Annotated in this window: 14 protein-coding genes and 1 pseudogene; 7 read left to right on the top strand and 8 right to left on the bottom strand. The window is 73.3% G+C overall.

Annotated elements, in window-relative coordinates:
- The first annotated feature begins 206 nt into the window (after positions 1–206).
- From K4G22_RS22135 to hemW, 3 genes are all read left to right on the top strand, one after another.
- A complete protein-coding gene (locus K4G22_RS22135) occupies positions 207–989 on the top strand; it encodes an MBL fold metallo-hydrolase (RefSeq protein WP_228082084.1) in 783 nt (260 codons plus the stop codon).
- Positions 990–1,001: 12 nt separating this feature from the next.
- Positions 1,002–1,856, top strand: a complete 855-nt coding sequence (locus K4G22_RS22130) for a DUF3097 domain-containing protein (RefSeq protein ID WP_228082083.1) — start codon at positions 1,002–1,004, stop codon at positions 1,854–1,856.
- A gap of 518 nt (positions 1,857–2,374) precedes the next feature.
- Entirely contained in the window at positions 2,375–3,607 is a 1,233-nt protein-coding gene (gene hemW / locus K4G22_RS22125) for a radical SAM family heme chaperone HemW (RefSeq protein WP_228082082.1), read from the top strand.
- A gap of 12 nt (positions 3,608–3,619) precedes the next feature.
- Here hemW and K4G22_RS22120 read toward each other — a convergent pair whose 3' ends face one another.
- Together K4G22_RS22120 and lepA are read right to left on the bottom strand one after the other, a co-directional pair.
- On the bottom strand, positions 3,620–5,473 hold the full coding sequence (locus K4G22_RS22120) for an AMP-dependent synthetase/ligase (RefSeq protein WP_228082081.1): 1,854 nt from the start codon (positions 5,471–5,473) through the stop codon (positions 3,620–3,622).
- Between the two features lie 152 nt (positions 5,474–5,625).
- On the bottom strand, positions 5,626–7,491 hold the full coding sequence (gene lepA, locus K4G22_RS22115) for a translation elongation factor 4 (RefSeq protein ID WP_228082080.1): 1,866 nt from the start codon (positions 7,489–7,491) through the stop codon (positions 5,626–5,628).
- A gap of 268 nt (positions 7,492–7,759) precedes the next feature.
- Between lepA and rpsT the strand changes: the two genes are divergently transcribed.
- The 3 genes and pseudogenes from rpsT to K4G22_RS22100 all read left to right on the top strand — a co-directional run.
- Positions 7,760–8,026, top strand: a complete 267-nt coding sequence (gene rpsT / locus K4G22_RS22110; RefSeq protein WP_228082079.1) for a 30S ribosomal protein S20 — start codon at positions 7,760–7,762, stop codon at positions 8,024–8,026.
- Between the two features lie 460 nt (positions 8,027–8,486).
- Positions 8,487–9,539: a ComEA family DNA-binding protein gene (locus tag K4G22_RS22105; RefSeq protein WP_228082078.1), complete on the top strand. Its 1,053-nt coding sequence runs from the start codon at positions 8,487–8,489 to the stop codon at positions 9,537–9,539.
- A gap of 241 nt (positions 9,540–9,780) precedes the next feature.
- Positions 9,781–11,727: pseudogene (locus tag K4G22_RS22100) on the top strand (ComEC/Rec2 family competence protein); the annotation flags it as partial.
- Between the two features lie 278 nt (positions 11,728–12,005).
- Here the strand turns inward: K4G22_RS22100 and K4G22_RS22095 are convergent.
- Together K4G22_RS22095 and K4G22_RS22090 are read right to left on the bottom strand one after the other, a co-directional pair.
- A complete protein-coding gene (locus K4G22_RS22095) occupies positions 12,006–12,464 on the bottom strand; it encodes a pyridoxamine 5'-phosphate oxidase family protein (protein WP_228084189.1) in 459 nt (152 codons plus the stop codon).
- Between the two features lie 109 nt (positions 12,465–12,573).
- Positions 12,574–12,813, bottom strand: coding sequence for a hypothetical protein (locus K4G22_RS22090; RefSeq protein ID WP_228084188.1), 240 nt, complete (start codon positions 12,811–12,813; stop codon positions 12,574–12,576).
- Between the two features lie 48 nt (positions 12,814–12,861).
- Here K4G22_RS22090 and holA point away from each other — a divergent pair, with 48 nt between their 5' ends.
- Positions 12,862–13,857, top strand: a complete 996-nt coding sequence (holA, locus tag K4G22_RS22085) for a DNA polymerase III subunit delta (RefSeq protein ID WP_322785161.1) — start codon at positions 12,862–12,864, stop codon at positions 13,855–13,857.
- A gap of 40 nt (positions 13,858–13,897) precedes the next feature.
- On the opposite strand, the gene K4G22_RS22080 is transcribed toward holA, so the two are convergent.
- The 4 genes from K4G22_RS22080 to K4G22_RS22065 all read right to left on the bottom strand — a co-directional run bounded on the left by K4G22_RS22080 (position 13,898) and on the right by K4G22_RS22065 (position 19,598).
- Positions 13,898–14,743: a DegV family protein gene (locus tag K4G22_RS22080; RefSeq protein ID WP_228082077.1), complete on the bottom strand. Its 846-nt coding sequence runs from the start codon at positions 14,741–14,743 to the stop codon at positions 13,898–13,900.
- Positions 14,744–14,856: 113 nt separating this feature from the next.
- The gene (locus tag K4G22_RS22075; RefSeq protein WP_228082076.1) at positions 14,857–15,501 is read right to left on the bottom strand and encodes a hypothetical protein; all 645 of its coding nucleotides are present in this window, start codon (positions 15,499–15,501) and stop codon (positions 14,857–14,859) included.
- A 119-nt stretch (positions 15,502–15,620) separates the two neighbouring features.
- Positions 15,621–18,473 (bottom strand): leucine--tRNA ligase, encoded by a 2,853-nt coding sequence (leuS, locus tag K4G22_RS22070; protein ID WP_228082075.1) that lies wholly within the window; start codon positions 18,471–18,473, stop codon positions 15,621–15,623.
- Between the two features lie 222 nt (positions 18,474–18,695).
- Positions 18,696–19,598, bottom strand: coding sequence for an SDR family NAD(P)-dependent oxidoreductase (locus K4G22_RS22065; protein WP_228082074.1), 903 nt, complete (start codon positions 19,596–19,598; stop codon positions 18,696–18,698).
- Positions 19,599–19,605 lie beyond the last annotated feature (7 nt).

Raw genomic sequence — 19,605 nt, 5'->3', positions numbered from 1 at the left:
CGTTCCCCGATGTCCCACTGAGCTGCCCCACTGGGTTCTCCCACTGGAGTCCCACTGGCACTCAGCCGCTCGGAGTGCCAGGACCTGACCCAGTGTACGGCGGGGTAGCCCGCCCAGGGAACGAGCGGCGACGACCGAACCGAGAACGGGTCGGGCCCGCGCCGAGCCGGCACGGAGCCGGCGCCAAGCCCGATAGCGTCGCCGCCATGGCGAGCGAGGACGGCGTGCGGGACGGGACGAGCGGCGCGTGGCAGCGGATCGCGCCGGGAATCTGGCGCCGGCGGCTGCCGGGTTGGGACGAGACGGTGGGCGCGGTGGTCGGCGAGGACGGGGTGCTGCTGGTGGACGCCGGCCCCTCGTTGACCGTGGGTGACCAGCTGCGTCGGGAGCTGGCGGAGCTGGTCGGGCGGCCGGCCGTGCCGGTGCGCTGGCTCGCGGTCACCCACCCGCACTTCGATCATCTGCTGGGCGCCGGCGCCTTCCCCGGCGCCCAGCGCCTGGCCGCCGACGGGCGCACCCCGCCCTGGCTGGCCAGCGATCGGACGGTGACCGCCGACGCGGTCAGGCACGGCCTCGATCCGGCCGACGCGGAACGCGCCCGGCGTGCGCTCCCGGCGCCTGACCGGCTGGTGGACGAACGCCTGGTGCTGCCGCTGGGCAACGGTCGGCGGGCCACCCTGCTGAACCTGGGCGCCGCGCACTCAGGCCACGATCTGGCCGTGCTGGTCACGGACGGCGAGGATGCCCCCGGGGTCGTCTTCTGCGGCGATCTGGTGGAGGAGTCGGGCGAGCCCCAGGCGGGTTCCGACGCCGAACCCGCGCGCTGGCCGGCCGCGCTCGACCGGCTGTTGGCCGCCGGCGGCCCTGCCGCCCGCTATGTGCCCGGCCATGGCGCGGTGGTGGACGCGGCGTTCGTCCGCGCCCAACGGGCCGCGCTGGCGGCGCGCTTCGGCGGCGCCGGGGTCGCCCCGGGCGGGACGCCGGCGTGATCGAATGAGGGCATGCGCGCGCGTTCCTATAACCCGGATCTGACCCCGCCGTGGAAGCGCCCCCGGGCCGTGCCCGAGGTGCCGGCCGACCCAGGGTTGGTGGTCGAGGAGGTGACCACCGGCTTCTGCGGGGCAGTGATCCGCTGGGAGAAGACGGCCGAGGGGCCGACCGTCACCCTGGAGGACCGGTTCGGCGGCCACCGGGTCTTCCCGATGGCGCCGCGCGGCTTTCTCCTTGAGGGGCGCGAGGTGACGCTGGTGCGCCCCGCGCAGGCGGCGCCCAAGCGCCCCGCGCGCACCGCCTCCGGGTCGGTGGCGCCGCCCAGGGCGCGGGCCAGGGTGGCGCGCGCCGGTCGGATCTTTGTGGAGGGCCGGCACGACGCGGAGCTGGTGGAAAGGGTCTGGGGCGACGATCTGCGGGCCGAGGGCGTGGTGGTGGAGTTCCTGGCGGGGGTGGACGATCTGCCGTCGGTGGTCCGGGAGTTCGGGCCGTCGCCCGAGGCCAGGCTGGGCGTGCTCGTCGACCATCTGGTCCCGGGCTCCAAGGAGTCGCGGATCGCCGACGCGGTGCGCGCGGAGTACGGCGAGGACCTGGTGCTGGTGGTCGGGCATCCGTTCGTCGACATCTGGGCGGCGGTCAAGCCGTCGGCGGTCGGCATTCCCGCCTGGCCGGAGGTGCCGCGCGGCCAGGACTGGAAGACGGGCGTCTGCCAGGCGCTGGGCTGGCCCCCCAACACCGGCGCCGCCTGGCAGCGGGTGCTGCGCGGCGTACGGAACTTCCGAGACCTCGACCCGGCCCTGCTCGGCCCGGTCGAGCACCTGATCGACCACGTCACGGTCGGCGGCCCGGCTGGGCCCGTCAACTAGGCCCTGCCCGACGAACACGACCAGGGACAAAGCGGACGGCACGCGCCGGGCGACAGCGGAACGGACGGCAGGCGGCAGGCGGCAGGCGGCAGGCGGCGGCGGAACGGACGACACGCGCCGGGCGGAAGCGAAGCGAGCGGACCACGGACGTCGGACGGCAGCGGAACGGACGACACGCGCCGGACGGAAGCGAAGCGAGCGGACCACGGACGTCGGACGGAAGCCCGACGACGACAGCCCCGCGACGCCTGTCCGCGCGCAAGGGCGAACAGCACACGCCGGGCGGCAGCGGAGCGGACGGTGGACGAAGGCCCGTCAGCAGAAGCCCGACGAGCACAGCCCCGAGCCACCGCTCCTTAAGACGGCGTCGGACAGCACGCGCCAGGCGGAACCCCACAGGCCCACGCCTCCGAGCGCCCACCCCCGCCGCCCGACGCCGCCGCCGGGCGGCGGGGCGGTGGGGTGGGGCGGCCCAACCCCCGGAGGGCACCGCTCGGCGGATCACGGACAATGGCGGTATGCCCTCCGCCCTGCCCGATGGTGAGCCCATGCCCGACGACGGCGCGCTGCCGCCGTCCGCGCTGGCCGGCGCCGCCGATCGGCCGCTCGCCTTCTATCTGCATGTGCCCTACTGCGCGACCCGCTGCGGCTACTGCGACTTCAACACCTACACCGCCCAGGAGCTGCGCGGCTCCGGTGGGGCGCTGGCCTCCCGGGAGAACTACGCGGCGGTGCTGACGGAGGAGGTCCGGCTGGCCAGGAAGGTGCTCGGGGACGACGCGCGCCGGGTCGCCACCGTCTTCGTCGGCGGCGGCACCCCCACCCTGCTGCCCCCGGCCGATCTGGGGCGGATGCTGGACGCGGTGCGCCAGGAGTTCGGCCTCGCCCCTGACGCGGAGGTCACCACCGAGGCCAACCCGGATTCGGTGGACGCCGCCGGGCTGGTCGCGCTGCGCGCCGCCGGGTTCAACCGGATCTCGTTCGGGATGCAGAGCGCCCGCCCGCATGTGCTGCGGCTGTTGGAGCGCACCCACACGCCAGGCCGCCCCGAGCTGGCCGTCGCCGAGGCGCGGGCCGCCGGCTTCGACCATGTCAACCTGGATCTGATCTACGGCGCCCCAGGCGAGAGCGAGGCGGACTGGGGAGCGTCCCTCGACGCCGCCATCGGCGCCGGCCCTGACCATGTCTCCGCCTACTCGCTGATCGTGGAGGAGGGCACCAGGCTCGGGCAGCGGGTGCGTCGCGGCGAGGTGCCGATGACGGACGACGACGTGCACGCCGACCGTTACCTCCAGGCGGACGCGGTGCTGTCGGCGGCCGGCTTCTCCTGGTACGAGGTGTCCAACTGGGCCACCACCCCGGCCGGCCGCTGTCGGCACAACGAGCTGTACTGGACGGGCGCCGACTGGTGGGGCGCGGGCCCCGGCGCGCACAGTCACGTCGGCGGGCTGCGCTGGTGGAACGTCAAGCATCCGGGAGCGTACGCGCAGGCCCTGGCCGAGGGGCGCTCGCCCGGCGCCGGGCGGGAGGTGCTCACGCCGGAGGACCAGCGGGTGGAGCGGGTGCTGCTGGAGCTGCGGCTGGTCGAGGGCTGCCCGCTGACGCTGCTGCGCGCCGAGGGGCGCGCGGCAGCGGAACGCGCGCTGGCCGACGGGCTGTTGCGCCCCGACGCGTACGCCGACGGCCGCGCGGCGCTCACGCTGCGCGGCCGTCTGCTGGCCGATGCCCTGGTGCGGGATCTGGTGGACTGACCGGTCGGTGCCCTACGGCGTCGGGTACATGTCGTCGATCAGGTGCTGGTACTCGCCCTCGACGACGGGCCGCTTGAGCTTGAGGCTCGGGGTCAACTCGCCGTGCTCGACGTCCAGCTCGCGGGGCAGCAGCCGGAAGGACTTGATCGTCTGCCAGCGCTGGAGGGTGCCGTTGAGCTGCTCGACGTAGCCGTCGATCAGGGCCACCGTGCGCTGGTCGACGATGACCTGGTGGTAGTCGCCGGTGACGCCGTTCTCCTTGGCCCAGGCCATCAGGGCGACCTCGTCCAGCGCGATCAGCGCGGAACAGAACTTCCGGCCGGCGCCGATCACCAGCATCGAGGAGGCGTAGGGGCAGGTCACCTTGAACCGACCCTCGATCTCGGTCGGCGCCACGTACTTGCCGAGCGAGGTCTTGAAGAGGTCCTTCTTGCGGTCGGTGATCTTGAGGAAGCCGTCGTCGGACACCTCTCCGATGTCCCCGGTGTGGAACCAGCCGTCCTCGGTGAGCACCTCGGCGGTGAGTTCGGGCAGGCCGTGGTAGCCGTCCATGATGCCGGGGCCCCGCAGCAGCACCTCGCCGTCGTCCGCCACCCGCACCTCAAGGCTGGGCAGCGCCTTGCCGACGGTGCCGACCCGGTTGCCCTCCCGGCGGTTGACGAAGCTGGCCGCCGCCGACTCGGTGAGCCCGTAGCCCTCCAGGATCGGGATGCCGGCGCCGGTGAAGAAGAGGCCCAGCTCGGGGGTGAGCGCCGCCGACCCGGAGACGCAGGACTTCATCCGACCGCCGAAGGCGGCGCGGATCTTGGCGTAGACGAGCTTGTCCGCGATCCGGTGCTTGATCGCCAGGCCGGTCGGGACGGAGGCCCGCCCGGTGCGCCGGAAGGTGTCCTGGGAGATCCGCGTGTGGTCCTTGGCCACCTGGGCGGCCCAGGTGAAGATCTTGTACTTCGCTCCGCCGCCCGCCTTCGCCTTGGCGGCCACGCCGTTGTAGACCCGCTCGAAGATGCGGGGCACCGCGCACATCACGGTGGGCTGGACCACCGGCAGGTTCTCGATGATCTTGTCGACCCGGCCGTCGACGGCCATCACATGCCCGACCTTCACTTGGCCGGCCAGCAGCACCTTGCCGAAGACATGGGCCAGCGGCAGCCACAGGTACTGCACGTCGTCGGGCCGCATCATCTCGATCTGCTCGATGCCGTACCCCATGTAGGACCAGGTGTCCTGGCGCAGCCGCACGCCCTTGGGCCGGCCCGTGGTGCCCGAGGTGTAGATCAGGGTGGCGAGCTGGTCGCCCTTCAACGCGGAGACGGTGTCCTTGACCGCGTCCGGTTTGCCCTCCAGATAGCGGGCGCCGCGCTCGGCGAGGTCGGCGAGCGAGAGCACCCAGCCGTCCGGGTCGCCGTCGGCGGCGACCGCGTCGGCGCTCTCCAGCACCACGACATGGACCAGCTCGGGCAGCTCGGCGCGGCGCTCCCTGACCTTGGCGAGCTGCTCGGCGTTCTCCGCGAAGACGACCCGGCTGCCCGAGTCGGCCAGGATGTAAGCCGTCTCCCCGGCGTCCGTCTGCGGGTAGACCGTGGTGGTGGCCGCGCCGGCGCACATGATCCCCAGGTCGGCCAGCACCCAGTCCACCCGGGTGCTGGAGGCTATGGCCACCCGCTCCTCGGGAAGGACGCCGAGGTCCATCAGCCCGGCGGCGATGGCGAGGACGCGGGTGCCGGCCTCGCCCCAGGTGTAGCCGCGCCACTCGTCGGGGCCGCCGTCGGCGGTGGGCACCGGGTAGCGGAACGCCTCGCGTTCCGGGGTGGCGGCCACCCGATCGAGGAAGACGTGCGCCACGGACGGGGGCCGACTCTTCATGGCCTGCTCATTCACGCTCACGACTTCCTCCGGGTGGCGCATGACAACGGGGGTGACCTGCGGGTAACTTCCCGCTGGGGCGAACAGACTAAGCCGCAAAACCCTCATATGTAAGAGTTGAGGACAACAGTCAGGGGCCCCTGGCCTTTGTACTACTTCTTCCCCTTCGCCTCGCCGCCCCCGTCGGAGTCGGAGGAGAGCGCGGCGATGAACGCCTCCTGCGGGACCTCCACCCGGCCGACCATCTTCATCCGCTTCTTGCCCTCCTTCTGCTTCTCCAGGAGCTTTCGCTTACGCGAGATGTCGCCGCCGTAGCACTTCGAGAGCACGTCCTTACGGATGGCGCGCACCGTCTCCCGCGCGATCACCCGCGCCCCGATGGCCGCCTGGATCGGCACCTCGAACTGCTGCCTGGGGATGAGCTCCCGCAGCTTGCCGGCCATCCTGACGCCGTAGGCGTACGCCTTGTCCTTGTGCACGATCGAGGAGAACGCGTCGACCTTGTCGCCGTGCAGCAGGATGTCCACCTTGACCAGCGCGGCGGTCTGCTCGCCCGTGGGCTCGTAGTCCAGCGAGGCATAGCCCCTGGTCTTGGACTTGAGCGCGTCGAAGAAGTCGAAGACGATCTCCGCGAGCGGCAGCGTGTAGCGCAGTTCGACGCGCTCCTCGGAGAGGTAGTCCATCCCCTGGAGGGACCCCCTGCGGTTCTGGCACAGCTCCATGATCGCGCCGATGAACTCGCTGGGCGCGATCAGCGTCGCCCGCACCACCGGCTCGCGCACCTCGGCGATCTTGCCGCCCGGGTACTCGCTCGGGTTGGTGACGGTGAACTCGGTGCCGTCCTCCATCGTCACCTGGTACACCACGTTCGGCGCGGTGGCGATCAGGTCGAGGCCGAACTCGCGCTCCAGCCGCTCCCTGATGACCTCCAGGTGCAGCAGCCCCAGGAAGCCCACCCGGAAGCCGAAGCCGAGCGCCGCCGAGGTCTCCGGCTCGAAGACCAGCGCGGCATCGTTGAGCTGGAGCTTCTCCAACGCGTCGCGCAGCGCCGGATAGTCGGACCCGTCGAGCGGATACAGCCCGGAGAACACCATGGGCTTGGGGTCCTTGTAGCCGCCCAGCGCCACGGTCGCGCCATGGCGCTGGAGGGTGACGGTGTCGCCGACCTTGGACTGCCTGACGTCCTTCACGCCGGTGATCAGATAGCCCACCTCGCCGACGGCCAGGCCGTCGGCGGCGGTCATCTCCGGGGAGTTCACCCCGATCTCCAGCAGCTCGTGGGTGGCGCCGGTGGACATCATCTGGATGCGCTCGCGCTTGCCGAGCCGTCCGTCCACCATCTTCACGTAGGTGACCACGCCCCGGTAGGAGTCGTAGACCGAGTCGAAGATCATCGCGCGGGCCGGGGCGTCAGCCTCACCGACGGGCTCGGGCACCTGCCGGACCACCTCGTCGAGGAGCGCCTCGACGCCCTCGCCCGTCTTGGCCGAGACGCGCAGCACATCCCCCGGGTCGCAGCCGATCAGATGCGCCAACTCGGCGGCGAACTTCTCCGGTTGGGCCGCCGGCAGGTCGATCTTGTTGAGCACGGGGATGATCGTGAGGTCGTTCTCCATGGCCAGATAGAGGTTGGCCAGGGTCTGCGCCTCGATGCCCTGGGCGGCGTCGACCAACAGGATGCAGCCCTCACAGGCGGCCAGCGAACGGGACACCTCGTAGGTGAAGTCCACGTGACCCGGGGTGTCGATCATGTTCAGCACATGGGCGGTGCCGTCCTCGGCGCCCCAGGGCATCCGGACCGCCTGGGACTTGATCGTGATGCCACGCTCGCGCTCGATGTCCATCCGGTCGAGGTACTGGGCACGCATCTGCCGCTGGTCGACCACCCCGGTCAGCTGGAGCATCCGGTCGGCGAGGGTGGACTTGCCGTGGTCGATGTGCGCGATGATGCAGAAGTTGCGAATCAGGGCCGGGGCGGTGCGGCTGGGCTCCGGCGCGTTCGAGGGGATCGCGGGCACGCGGGGTCCTGTCGGTGATGGCGTTGGGATCGCTAGGTCGCCCCCATGGTCCCATGCGCGGCGGGCGGAGCCCGATGGGGAAGCCCTCCCGGGCCGCTGGTAGGCTGGTCCACTGCCCCTGGTGCGGGATGGCCGCCGGGGGTGCTTCACCTGGTAACCCACCTGGTAGCAACGAGTTCATCCGCTGCTGAACCGATACATCCGAAACATTCGAGCGCCGAACGCTCTCGGCTCCCTCGAATCTTCTCGAACCTGCAAAGGCTCATTCGTGGCGAACATCAAGTCCCAGATCAAGCGGATCAAGACCAACGAGAAGGCCCGGCTGCGCAACCAGGCGGTCAAGTCCGAGGTCAAGACCGCGATCCGGCGGGCCCGCGAGGCCGCCGCCAACGGCGACTACGAGCAGGCCGAGGCCGCTCGCCGGGTCGCCTCCCAGAAGCTGGACAAGGCCGTCAGCAAGGGTGTGCTGCACCCCAACAACGCGGCCAACAAGAAGTCCGCCCTGGCCGCTCGGGTCAACGCGCTCCAGGGCTGATCGGGCGCGACAGCGGCATCGGCCCGGCTTTCGCGGCCCCTCTCTCCGCGCCGGCCGACGCCCATCGGGCACCACGCTGATCCCAAGTTCGCCACGCGGGTGCGGTGCCCACCGCCCACCGAGATCACTCAACGAAGGGCCCCGACCGCCGAACAGACGGCCGGGGCCCTTCGTCATGCCCGGGCGCACCTCAGCGGCGCGGTGCGGCGGCGACCAACGCCCGTGTCTCGGTCGGGGTCGAGCCGTCGTCTGCCCGGGCCCGACGCCTGCTCATCCGCCCCGGGGCCCGGGGCCGCTCTGCGCCGGGCCAGGCCAGGACCCCGGCTGAGCGGGGGGGTCCGATGCGTTCGGGAGGCCCGATCCACTCGGGAGGGTGACGGGGTTTTCCACAGCGGCCGGGTTGTCCACAGATCTGGAGCCAGTCCGTCACGGAGGGTGAGAACGGGCTAACTTCCCGGCCATGAGTACACAGCTGTGGAAAAGCCAGGATGGCCGAAGCGGCCGGGACGATCGGGTCGGCGCCGGCGGCGCCGGCGGGTTCGGGAGAGGGCGGGGGGCCGGGCCCGCCGGGGCGGCGGGGCGTGCCCCGGGCCGGGGGCCCGGGCGGCACGCCGCCCGGCGGCGGTCCCGGTTCGCCCGCGCTGGCGCGGCGGCCCCGCCGGCGCTGGCGGGCCGGGCCGCCGCGCTGTTCCCCGACACCTCGACAGACGCGGCGCCCGCCGGGGGATCGCCGGCGGACGGCGGCGCCCTGTCGCAGAAGCCCGTAGCGGACTCCCAGGCCGATCGCTCGCCGCCACCGGCTCGGCCTCGCCTGTCCTGGTGGCTTCGGCTGCGGTTGGGGTTCGCCGAGCGGATGCCCTCGTGGCTGCGGCTTCGCTGTGGTCTGGAGCCGAGGGCGCTGCTGGCGCTGCTCGTGGTGCTGGTCGTCGCCGGTGGGCTGGCCGCTCATCACTTCTGGGCGGGGCGGGCCCGCGCGGTCTCCGTCGCCGAGCCGGTCGACGGGGCCCGCGTCGACCCCGCCGTGTCCGCCCACGCGGGCGAGCCGGCCCCGTCGGACCCCGCCGGGGGCGAGCGGCTGCCGGATGTGGTGGTGGATGTGGCGGGAGAGGTGCGGGCGCCGGGGCTCTACCCACTGCCCGCCGGCTCCCGGGTGGCCGACGCGTTGGCCGCCGCCGGCGGGCCGCTGACGGCCGAGGACGCCGAAGGGCTCAACCAGGCCCGGCTGTTGGTGGACGGGGAGCAGTTGCTGGTGGGCGGCGAAGCGCCGATGGCCGGCCCCGGGGTCGCGGCGCCACCGCCGGGCCAGGGCGGGCCGCCGGCGGGGCCGGTCAGCCTCAACTCGGCCACGCCCGAGCAGTTGGAGGCGCTCCCCGGCATCGGCCCTGTGCTGGCTCAGGAGATCGTCGGCCATCGGCAGGAACGCGGCGGCTTCACCGCCATCGATCAGCTGAGCGAGGTCACGGGGATCGGCGAACGTCGCCTTGCCGAGCTGAGGGATCGTGTCACCCTCTGAGCGTCGGCCGTCGCCGACGCCCCGCCCGCCCGGCCCGCCAGCCTCCGGGCGGCCGTCCAGGGCCGGCCGCCCGGAGGGGAGTGCGCTGGATCTGCGGCTGGTCCCGCCCGCCGCGTCCGCCTGGGCTTCAGCCGCCCTCGCCTGGGAGCTGCCGGGGCGCGCCACGGCCTGTTGGTCGATCGGCTGTTGCCTGGCCGGCCTGGTGCTGCTGGGCGTGGCGCTGCGCCGCCGCCCACGCCCCATGGTGACGGCCGTCAGCCTGGCGCTGCTCTGCGCCGCGGCCGGCGGCGCGGTGGCCGGGTCCCATCGCGCCGCGGTCGGCTCGGGGCCACTGCCCGAGCTGGTGGGCCAGGAGATCACGGTCGAGGTCACCCTCAGCGAGGACCCACGACGGGCCAGGGAGCGCGCGGGGCGGCCACGTCCGGTGCTGCTGACCGCCGAGGCGCGCCGGATCGACACCGCCGACGGCGCCGCCTGGTCGACGGCGAGCCCCGTGTTGGTGGTGGTCCAGGCCGCGGAGTCCGCCGAGCCCTGGCTCGCGCTGCTGCCGTCCACAGGACTCCGGTTGACCGCCCGGGTCGAAGAGCCCGTCCCCGGTCGGGCCGACGAGTTCGCCGCCGTGCTGCGCGTCTCCGACGCGTCGGATCCCGAGATCGTCGCCGACCCCTCCACCACGCAGCGGCTCGCCGGCGCCCTCCGCGCCCAACTGCGCGACACCGTCTCGGCGCTGCCGGCGGACGCCCGTGCGCTGCTGCCCGCGCTGATCGTCGGAGACGCCTCCGGCATCCCGGACGAGCTGGCCGAAGCGGTGCGGGCCACCGGGCTCAGCCATCTCATCGTGGTCAGCGGAGGGCATCTCGCGATCCTCTTCGCCGTGCTGGTCGGCTCGCCCGCCAGCGCCTCCCGGGCCGAACGCGGCGGCCTGGCCGTGCGGTTGGGCCTGCCGCTGCGCGGCACGGCGCTGCTCGGCGGGGCGCTGTTGGTGGCGTTCCTGCTGGTCTGCCGGCCGGGCCCCAGCGTGCTGCGGGCCGCGGTCTGCGGCGGCATCGCGCTGCTGGCGATCGCCACCGGCCGGCATCGAGCGCTGCTCCCGGCCCTGGCCGCCGCCACCCTGTTGCTCGTGCTGCACGACCCACGGCTGGCGCGGTCCTTCGGCTTCCTGCTCTCCGTCCTGGCCACGGCCGCCCTGCTGCTGCTCGCGCCGCGCTGGAGTCTCGCCCTGCGCCGCCGAGGGGTGCCGGGCCGGCTCGCCGAGGCGCTGGCGGTGGCCGGCGCGGCCCAGCTGGTCTGCGCGCCGGTGATCACCGTCTTCGCCGGTCAGGTGAGCCTGGTGGCCATCCCCTGCGATCTGCTGGTGGCGCCGGTGGTGGCGCCACTCCTGGTGCTGGGGTGGGCGGTGCTGCTCAGCGCTCCGCTGCTGCCGCCGTTGGCCGCCGCCCTGGCCTGGCTGGCCTCCTGGCCGGCGCGCTGGATCGCGACGGTGGCCAGGGGCGGAGCCGCCCTCCCCGGCGCCGAGTTGGCCTGGCCAGGCGGCTGGTGGGGCGCCGCGCTGCTGACCGCCGTCAGCGCGGGGTCGCTGGTGCTGGGCGCCAGCGCCTCAAGGCGCCGCGCCGGGGCGGTGGTCGGCGTGGTGCTGCTGCTGGTCGCCGTGTTCCGGCCGGCGCCGCTGCCTCGGCTGCTGACCGGCTGGCCGCCACCGGGCTGGCGGCTGGTGGCCTGCGATGTGGGCCAGGGCGACGCGCTGGTGCTGGCCGCCGGCGACCACACGGCGCTGGTGGTCGACGCCGGTCCCGATCCGGCGGCCGTGGATCGCTGCCTGCGGCGCCTGGAGGTCCACCACGTTCCGCTGCTCGTGCTCAGCCATTTCCACGCCGACCATGTGGCCGGTCTGTCCGGGGTGCTGCGCGGCAGGGAGGTCGCCGCCATCCGGACGAGCCCACTGCCGGAGCCCGCCGACCAGGCGGAGCGGGTGGCGCGGCTGGCGGCGGAGGCGGGCGTCCCGGTGCTGCCCGCCGCGTTGGGGGAGCAGCGCCTGGGCAGCGAGCTGAGCTGGCGGGTGCTCTGGCCGCCTGACGACGCCCGAGCCCGAGGTCTTGGCGCCAACGACGCCAGCGTCACGCTGTTGCTGCGCAGCGGCGGGTTGACCATCCTGTTGCCGGGCGACCTCGAACCGCTGGGCCAGGAGGCGCTGTTGGCGGCCAACCCGGAGCTGCCGCAGATCGATGTGCTCAAGGTCCCGCACCACGGCTCGGGCCACCAGCACCCGCCGCTGCTCCAGCGGCTACGCCCCCGGCTGGCCCTGATCTCGGCGGGCGCGGACAACGGCTATGGCCATCCGGCGCCGCGCACCGTCGAGGCGCTGACCGCCTCGGGCGCCGTGGTGCTGCGCACCGACACCGACGGGTCCCTCGCGGTCGCCGAGAGCCCGTCCGGCGCCCCGCGCGGTGTGGTGCGCGGCGGGCGTGCTCAGACCAGCCACTGTCCGTCGCGCATCAGCTGGCGTCCGCGCAGCTCGTTCGCCTCGCGCCAGGCCCGCACGGTCAGGGGGCGGAAACGCAGCACGGCCCAGTCGGGCCGGTTCGTCGCCTCCCAGCCCATCTTGCTCTTGAAGGCGGCGGCCTCGGCCGCGTCCACGGCTTCGGGCGCCACCGACTCGGCGGTGGCCTCGATCAGCACCACGTCCCTGGTGTGCCCCAGGCTGAGGGTGGCCCGCCCGTTGACGTCGATGTTCCGCGCCGTGGGGTTGCCCGCCCTGGTGGACATCAGCAACGTCTCTCCCCACCAGAGGAAGCACAGCGGCACCAGGCAGGGCTCGCCCGCCGGATCGGCGGTCGCCACCCAGACATCCTGGTCCTCGGTGAGCCTGGTCAACACATCCTGCTTGCGCCGCTCCGGAGTTCGCGGCTGCGCCGCACGATCAGCCATGATCCCGAGGCTACTTCGGGAACCCCCGCCACCGGATCGGTCCATGGTCCTAGTCCGTGTCCGGGCCGTCACGGCGTGTGCCGGGCGGTGCTCTCCCGAGCCGGGGGCCTCAGTCCCTCTCCAGCCAGCCCTCGTGGGCCTCGGCGATGGCGGCCAGCTCGGCCGGTTCGGCCACCTCGCCCTCCACCACCACCAGCCACTGGGCGTCCTCCGCGTCGTCCTCGCCCGCGAGGGCGTCCCGCACCGGCTCGGGCTCCTCCGCCAGCCGCAGCAGCTCGGCCACCTTCTCCGCCACCTCCTCCGCCGTCTCGCGGTCGGGCAGCACCAGGATGTGTCGCGCGTCAGTCACCCGGCCATTCTCCCGCTGTCCGTCCCGCCCCTGTCAGTGGCACATGGGATGCTGAGGGGCATGGTTGGCAGGGGCAGTAGGAACGACGGCGGCGGTCCGGCCGCGGTCACGCTCGCGGTGGGCCAGGAGGAGCTGCTGCTCGATCGGGCCGTGCGGGATGTGATCAGCGCGGCCAGGGCCGGCGATCCCGACACCGATGTGCGGGAGTTGACGGCGCCCGATCTCCGTCCCGGCACGCTGGCCGAGCTGACCAGCCCCTCGCTCTTCGCCGAGCGGAAGGTGGTGGTGGTCCGTCAGGCGCAGGATCTCGCCGCCGACGCCGTCAAGGACGTCAAGGGCTATCTGACGGCGCCCGCCGAGGAGATCAGCCTGGTGCTGGTGCACGCCGGCGGCGTCAAGGGCAAGGGCCTGCTGGATGCCGCGCGCAAGGCCGGAGCCGTCGAGGTGGCCTGCCCCAAGATGACCAAGCCGGCCGATCGGCTGGGGTTCGTCCGTGGGGAGTTCCGGGCGCTGGGGCGCAGCGCCACGCCGGCCGCCTGCCAGGCCCTGGTGGACGCCATCGGCGGGGATCTGCGCGAGCTGGCCTCGGCCTGCGCACAGCTGTCCTCCGATATCGAGGGCACCATCGACGACGAGGTGGTCGCCCGCTACTACACCGGCCGGGCCGAGGCGTCGAGCTTCGCCGTGGCGGACCGCGCCGTCGAGGGGCGTGCGGCGGACGCGCTGGAGGCGCTGCGGTGGGCGTTGTCCACGGGGGTGGCCCCCGTCCTGGTCACCAGCGCGTTGGCGCAGGGCGTTCGGGCCGTCGGCAAGCTGGCCGGTGCCCCCGGCGGGATGCGGCCGGCCGATCTGGCCAGGGAGTTGGGGATGCCGCCCTGGAAGATCGACCGGGCCAGGCAGCAGGCCCGCGGATGGTCGGCGGACGGGGTGGCGACGGCGCTGCGGGCCGTCGCCGATGCGGACGCGGCGGTCAAGGGCGGCGGCTACGACCCGGGCTATGCCCTGGAGCGCGCCGTCATCACCATCGCGCACGCCCGCCGCTGACGCGCGGTTCCGCCCCGGCGGAGCCGCTGGCGCGCCCGCTCTACCTGGGCGAGAGCACCGCGCCCAGGAGCCCGGGGCCCGTGTGGGCGCCCAGCACCGCTCCCACCTCGCTGACATGCAGCTCCACCAGGCCCGGCAGCCGTCCGCGCAGCCGTTCGGCGAGCTGGGTGGCCCGTTCCTCGGCCGCGAGGTGGTGCACCGCGACATCGACGGGGCCCGCGCCGGCGTGCTCCACCGCCAGCTCCTCAAGGCGGGCGATGGCGCGGGACGCCGTTCGGACCTTCTCCAGAGGCTCGATCCGGCCCCCCGACAGTTCGAGCAGCGGCTTCACGGACAGCGCCGAGCCGAAGAGGGCCCGCGCCGTGCCGATGCGCCCGCCGCGCCGCAGGTGTTCCAGGGTGTCCACGTAGAAGATGGCCCGCGTCGCCTCGGTGCGCTTGACGGCGGCGGCGACCGCGTCGTCCAGGGAGCCGCCGGCCGCCACGGCGTCGCTGGCCGCCAGCACGCCGAAGCCGAGCGCCATCGCGATCATCCCGCTGTCCACCACCCGCACCGGCACCGGCGCCTCGCGGGCCGCCAGCAGCGCCGCGTCATAGGTGCCGGAGATCTCGGAGGACAGATGGAGCGAGAGGATGCCGCGGGCGCCCGCCTCCGCCGCCTCGCGATACGCCTCGGCGAACTCGGCCGGGCTCGGCCGGGAGGTGGTCACCGGCTGCTTCTGGCCGAGGGCCAGGGCCAGCCGCCGGGCCGCCGTCTCGGTGCCGTCCTCCAGCGCCTCGCCGCCCAGGACCACAGTCAGTGGCACGACCACCACCCCGTGTCGCTCGACCATCGGTTTCGGCAGGTAGGCCGTGGAATCGGTAATGATGGCGACAGAGCGGGACATGGACCGGAGACTAGCGGAGCCCGGCGCCCCGCCTCGGATCGGTCCAGAACCGACGGCGCGATCGGCCCGGAGCCGACGGTGCGATCGGTCCGGAACCGCCGTTGGGGAACGCCTCAGCCGCGCGCCTCGTCCGGCCCGGAACCGCCGGAACCGGGCGCCGGCCCGTCGACCGCCCGGCCGGCGGGCGGGCTCGGCCGCGCCGCCCCCGGGATGGTGGGCGACCAGTGCCGCAGCGCCTTGGCCTCCAACGCGATCCGCTCCTGGAGGGTGTCGAGATCCTCGCCCTCGTCGTGTCGGGCGCGCTCGTTGGCCGCCTCGCGCAGCGCGAAGGCGGAGGCACGGATGCGCTCGGCGCGCTCCCGCAGCGCGGGCAGCCGCGCCGCGATCACCGCGCGGTCCCGCTCGCCGGCGGCGACCAGCGACGCCAGCTCCGCGTCCAGCCGTGCGGCATGGCCGGCGAGCTGCTCGCTGAGCGCGAGCGCCTCGCCGAGCGAGGGATCGTGCGCGACGCCGGCCAGCAGGATCGCGCGGGTGCCCTCGACACCGGCCCGCAACTCCTTGCGGAGGCGGGCGACCTCGCCCACCGCGCCCGGCTGGGCCGCCCGGGCGGAGAGCGCCGCATCCCCCGCACGCCGACGGAGCTCCTGCCGCGCGACCGTCGCCCGGCGCTGGAGCGCCCGCACGCCGCGCCGCACAGCGATGGCCGACGCGACAAAGGTCAGCGCCAGAAAGAAGAACAGGACGAGAGCCACCTCCATGCCTCCAGAGTAGGCCCTCGTCCTGACATCCACCCAGGCCGAGCCACACATCGACGCATCGCCCTGCCAAGGCCAAGGCCAAGGCCGAGGCGTCAAAGAAACGTCCGAACGGAAGTGGCTCAGGCCGGAACGATGTTGACCAGCTTCGGCGCGCGCACGATCACCTTGCGGATCCCGGCGCCGCCCAGCGCCTGGACGACGGCCGGCTCGGCCAGCGCCAGCCGCTCCAGCTCGCTCTCGGCGATGCCGGGCACCACCTCAAGACGGGCCCGCACCTTGCCGCGCACCTGGACGACACAGGTGACCGTCTCGTCCGCGACATGGACCGGGTTGGCCAGCGGGAAGTCCTCGTGGGCGACGCTGCTCTCGTGGCCCAACCGCCGCCACAGCTCCTCGGCGAGGTGCGGCGCCAGCGGGGAGACCAGCAGCACCAGCGTCTCGGCCGTGCTCCTGGGCACCTCGGCCAGCTTGGTGACATGGTTGTTCAGCTCGGTGATCTTGGCGATCGCCGTGTTGAACCGCAGCTGGTCCAGGTCCTGGCTGACGCCGTGGATCGCCTTGTGGGTGATCCGCAGGGTGGCCTCGTCGGGCTCGGTGTCCACCACGGTCACCTCGCCGGTCGCCTCGTCCAGCACATTGCGCCAGATCCGCTGGAGCAGGCGGTACTGGCCGACCACGGCGCGCGTCTCCCAGGGGCGGGAGACGTCCAGCGGGCCCATCGCCATCTCGTACAGCCGCAGGGTGTCGGCGCCGTAGGCCACGAAGATCTCGTCCGGGGAGACGACGTTCTTCAGGGACTTGCCCATCTTGCCCAGTTCCCTGGTGACCGCCTCGCCGGCGTAGTGGTAGCCGCCGTCGCGCTCCTCCACCTCGGCGGCGGGGACCGGGAAGCCGCGGGCGTCCCGGTAGACATACGCCTGGATCATGCCCTGGTTGAACAGCTTGTGGTACGGCTCGGCCGCCGAGACATGGCCCAGGTCGAAGAGCACCTTCTGCCAGAAACGGGCGTACAGCAGGTGTAGCACCGCGTGCTCAGCGCCGCCGACATAGAGGTCGACGCCGCCGGACGCCATGCCCTCGCGGGGGGACATCCAGTACCGCTCGATCTCGGGGTCGACCAGCTCCCCGTCGTTGTGCGGGTCCAGATAGCGCAGGTGGTACCAGCAGGAACCGGCCCAGTTGGGCATGGTGTTGGTCTCCCTGCGGTACCGCTTGGGCCCGTCGCCCAGGTCCAGGGTGACGTGGGTCCACTCCTCGTTCCGGGACAGCGGGGTCTCCGGCTCGGTGTCCGCGTCCTCGGGCTCGAAGGTGCGCGGGGCGTAGTTCTCCACCTCGGGCAGTTCCAGCGGCAGCATCGACTCGGGCAGCGCGTGGGCCACGCCGTCCTCGTCGTAGACGATGGGGAAGGGCTCCCCCCAGTACCGCTGGCGGCTGAACAGCCAGTCGCGCAGCCGGAAGTTGACGGTGCCCTCGCCCAGACCGGTCGACTGGAGCCAGGCGGTGGTGCGGGCCTTGGCCTCGGGCACGCTCAGCCCGTCCAGGGAGACCTGGTCGTTCCCCGAGTTGACCAGGGTGGCCTCGTGGGAGGTGAAGGAGTCGTCCCAGGTGTCGGTGTCGGTGCCCCGGCCGTCGGTGGGCTGGACCACGCAGCGCACGGGCAGCTCGAAGGCGCGGGCGAACGCGAAGTCGCGGCTGTCGTGCGCCGGCACCGCCATGATGGCGCCGGTGCCGTAGCCGACCAGCACGTAGTCGGCGACGAAGACCGGGATGCGCGCTCCGTCGGCCGGGTTGGTGGCGAAGGCGCCGGTGAAGACGCCCGTCTTCTCCCGGGCGTCGGCCTGCCGCTCCACGTCGGACTTGGCGCCGGCCTGGCGGCGGTAGGCAGCGACGGCCTCGGCGGGGGTGGCGTGGCCGCCCGTCCAGGCGTCCCTGGTGCCCTCCGGCCAGGCGGCCGGCAACACGTCGTCGACCAGCGGGTGTTCGGGGGCCAGCACCAGATAGGTGGCGCCGAACAGGGTGTCCTGCCGGGTGGTGAACACGGTGACGGTGCCGGTGCCGCCCGAGCCCTCCTCGCCGACCCGGAACGCGATCCTGGCGCCCTCGGAGCGGCCGATCCAGTTGCGCTGCTGGATCTTGATGGCCTCCGGCCAGTCGACGGTGTCCAGGTCGGCCAGCAGCCGGTCGGCGTAGGCCGTGATCCGCATGTTCCACTGCCGCAGCTTGGACTTGAAGACCGGGAAGTTGCCGCGCTCGGAGCGCCCGTCCGCGGTGACCTCCTCGTTGGCCAGCACGGTGCCAAGCCCTGGGCACCAGTTCACCGGGGACTCGGAGGCGTAGGCCAGCCGATACTGGCCCAGCAGCTCGGCGCGCTCGACGGACGTCAGCTCGGACCAGGGACGGCCGTCCGGGGTCTTCCGCTCGCCCTCGGCGAACTCGGCGACCAGCTCGTCGATCGGCCGGGCCCTGCCCTGCTCGGTGTCGTACCAGGCGTTGAAGATCCGCAGGAAGATCCACTGGGTCCAGCGGTAGTACTCCGGGTCGATGGTGGCGAACGAGCGCCGCTCGTCGTAGCCCAGGCCCAGCCGGCGGACCTGCCGGCGGTAGGTCTCGATGTTGGCCTCGGTGGAGACCCTGGGGTGGGTGCCGGTCTGCACCGCGTACTGCTCGGCCGGCAGGCCGAACGCGTCGTAGCCCAGGGTGTGCAGCACGTTGTGGCCGGTCATCCGCTGGAAGCGGGCGTACACATCGGTGGCGATATAGCCGAGCGGATGGCCCACGTGCAGGCCGGCCCCCGAGGGGTAGGGGAACATGTCCATCACGAACTTCTTCGGCTTGGCGGCCTGCGCCGCGTCGCCGTCCAGTTCGCCGACGGGGTTGGGCGCCTGGAAGGTGCCGTGCCGCTCCCAGTACTCCTGCCAGTGGGCCTCGATCCTGGCGGCCAGCGCGGCGTCGTACTTGTATGTCTCGCTCATCGTCCTCGAAGTCCCCTAAGCCTCGTTGGTCCTCACTGGCCCCGGCTGTACATGCCCATGAAAAAGCCCCTCGCACAGGAGGGGCTGGCCGCGCCGGCGTCGAAGGTCTCGCTCAGCGCGGCCGTGGAAGAAGGAGGCCAACGGCACGCATGGGAAACAGGGTAGCGCACTCGCCCGGCCCGCCGGCCCGGTGTCAAGCCCCCGGGGGCCCCTCCGGTCGGCTCACGGCACCGGGAACTGACGGCGCACGAACACGTCGAACGCGCGGTCGGGCAGGACCCGGCGCATTCCCACGGTGGTGCGCGCCAGCAGCCCGACCCGGTAACGGGCGCGCGGGCGCCGGGCGCGCGCCGCCCGGAGGACCACCCGTGCCACGTCCTCGGGGCTCACGACCAGGGAGCCGGCCAGCGAACGTCGGCCGCCGTGGAAGACCGCCTCGTAGTACGCGGCGCTCCGGCGCCGGAAGTCCCCGTAGGGGCCGTTCTCCCCCGGCGGATGCGAGCCAGGGTCAGGCGAGCCCCCGGCCGCCGGGTGGAGACCGGCCACATAGCGCGCGCCGAACCGGGTGCGCACCGGGCCCGGCTCCACCAGGACCACCCGGATCCCGAAGGGCGCGACCTCCAACCGCAGGGCGTCGCTCAGCGCCTCAAGGGCGTGCTTGGAGGCGTGGTAGAAGCCGCCGCCCGGCACGGCGTAGCGGCCGAAGATGGACGACATGTTGATCACGGTGCCGTGGCCCTGGGCGCGCATGCCGGGGAGTACCAGCTGGGTGAGGCGGGCGAGGCCGAACACATTGGTCTCGAACTGGTCCCGCACCGCGTCCAGTCGCTCCTCCTCCACGGTGCCGGAGAGCCCGTAGCCGGCGCAGTTGACCAGCGTGGTGACGGCTCCGTGCCGCCGCACCACCTCGTCCACCGCGGCGACCATGGTGGGCTCGTCGGTGACGTCGAGGGCCAGTGGGCGGGGCCCGAGCGCGGTGAGCTCGGCCAGGTCCTCGGGGCGGCGGGCCGTGGCGTAGACCCGATGTCCGGCGCGGTGCAGGGCCAGCGCCGTGGCCCTGCCGATGCCGGAGGAGCAGCCGGTGACAAGCGCGGCGCGCGCGGGCGCGCCCTGGTCGGTGGGCATCGGCCGC

The sequence above is a fragment of the Streptomyces profundus genome, from assembly GCF_020740535.1.
GTDB lineage: Bacteria > Actinomycetota > Actinomycetes > Streptomycetales > Streptomycetaceae > Streptomyces > Streptomyces profundus.
This window is presented reverse-complemented; position numbering and strand designations above follow the sequence as displayed.

Bases quoted from the DNA above. Each gene is read 5' to 3' on its own strand.
- K4G22_RS22135 (WP_228082084.1), top strand. From the start codon at position 207: ATGGCGAGCGAGGACGGCGTGCGGGACGGGACGAGCGGCGCGTGGCAG.
- K4G22_RS22130 (WP_228082083.1), top strand. From the start codon at position 1,002: ATGCGCGCGCGTTCCTATAACCCGGATCTGACCCCGCCGTGGAAGCGC.
- hemW (WP_228082082.1), top strand. From the start codon at position 2,375: ATGCCCTCCGCCCTGCCCGATGGTGAGCCCATGCCCGACGACGGCGCG.
- K4G22_RS22120 (WP_228082081.1), bottom strand. From the start codon at position 5,473: ATGAAGAGTCGGCCCCCGTCCGTGGCGCACGTCTTCCTCGATCGGGTG.
- K4G22_RS22105 (WP_228082078.1), top strand. From the start codon at position 8,487: ATGAGTACACAGCTGTGGAAAAGCCAGGATGGCCGAAGCGGCCGGGAC.
- K4G22_RS22095 (WP_228084189.1), bottom strand. From the start codon at position 12,464: ATGGCTGATCGTGCGGCGCAGCCGCGAACTCCGGAGCGGCGCAAGCAG.
- holA (WP_322785161.1), top strand. From the start codon at position 12,862: ATGCTGAGGGGCATGGTTGGCAGGGGCAGTAGGAACGACGGCGGCGGT.
- K4G22_RS22080 (WP_228082077.1), bottom strand. From the start codon at position 14,743: ATGTCCCGCTCTGTCGCCATCATTACCGATTCCACGGCCTACCTGCCG.
- K4G22_RS22075 (WP_228082076.1), bottom strand. From the start codon at position 15,501: ATGGAGGTGGCTCTCGTCCTGTTCTTCTTTCTGGCGCTGACCTTTGTC.
- leuS (WP_228082075.1), bottom strand. From the start codon at position 18,473: ATGAGCGAGACATACAAGTACGACGCCGCGCTGGCCGCCAGGATCGAG.
- K4G22_RS22065 (WP_228082074.1), bottom strand. From the start codon at position 19,598: ATGCCCACCGACCAGGGCGCGCCCGCGCGCGCCGCGCTTGTCACCGGC.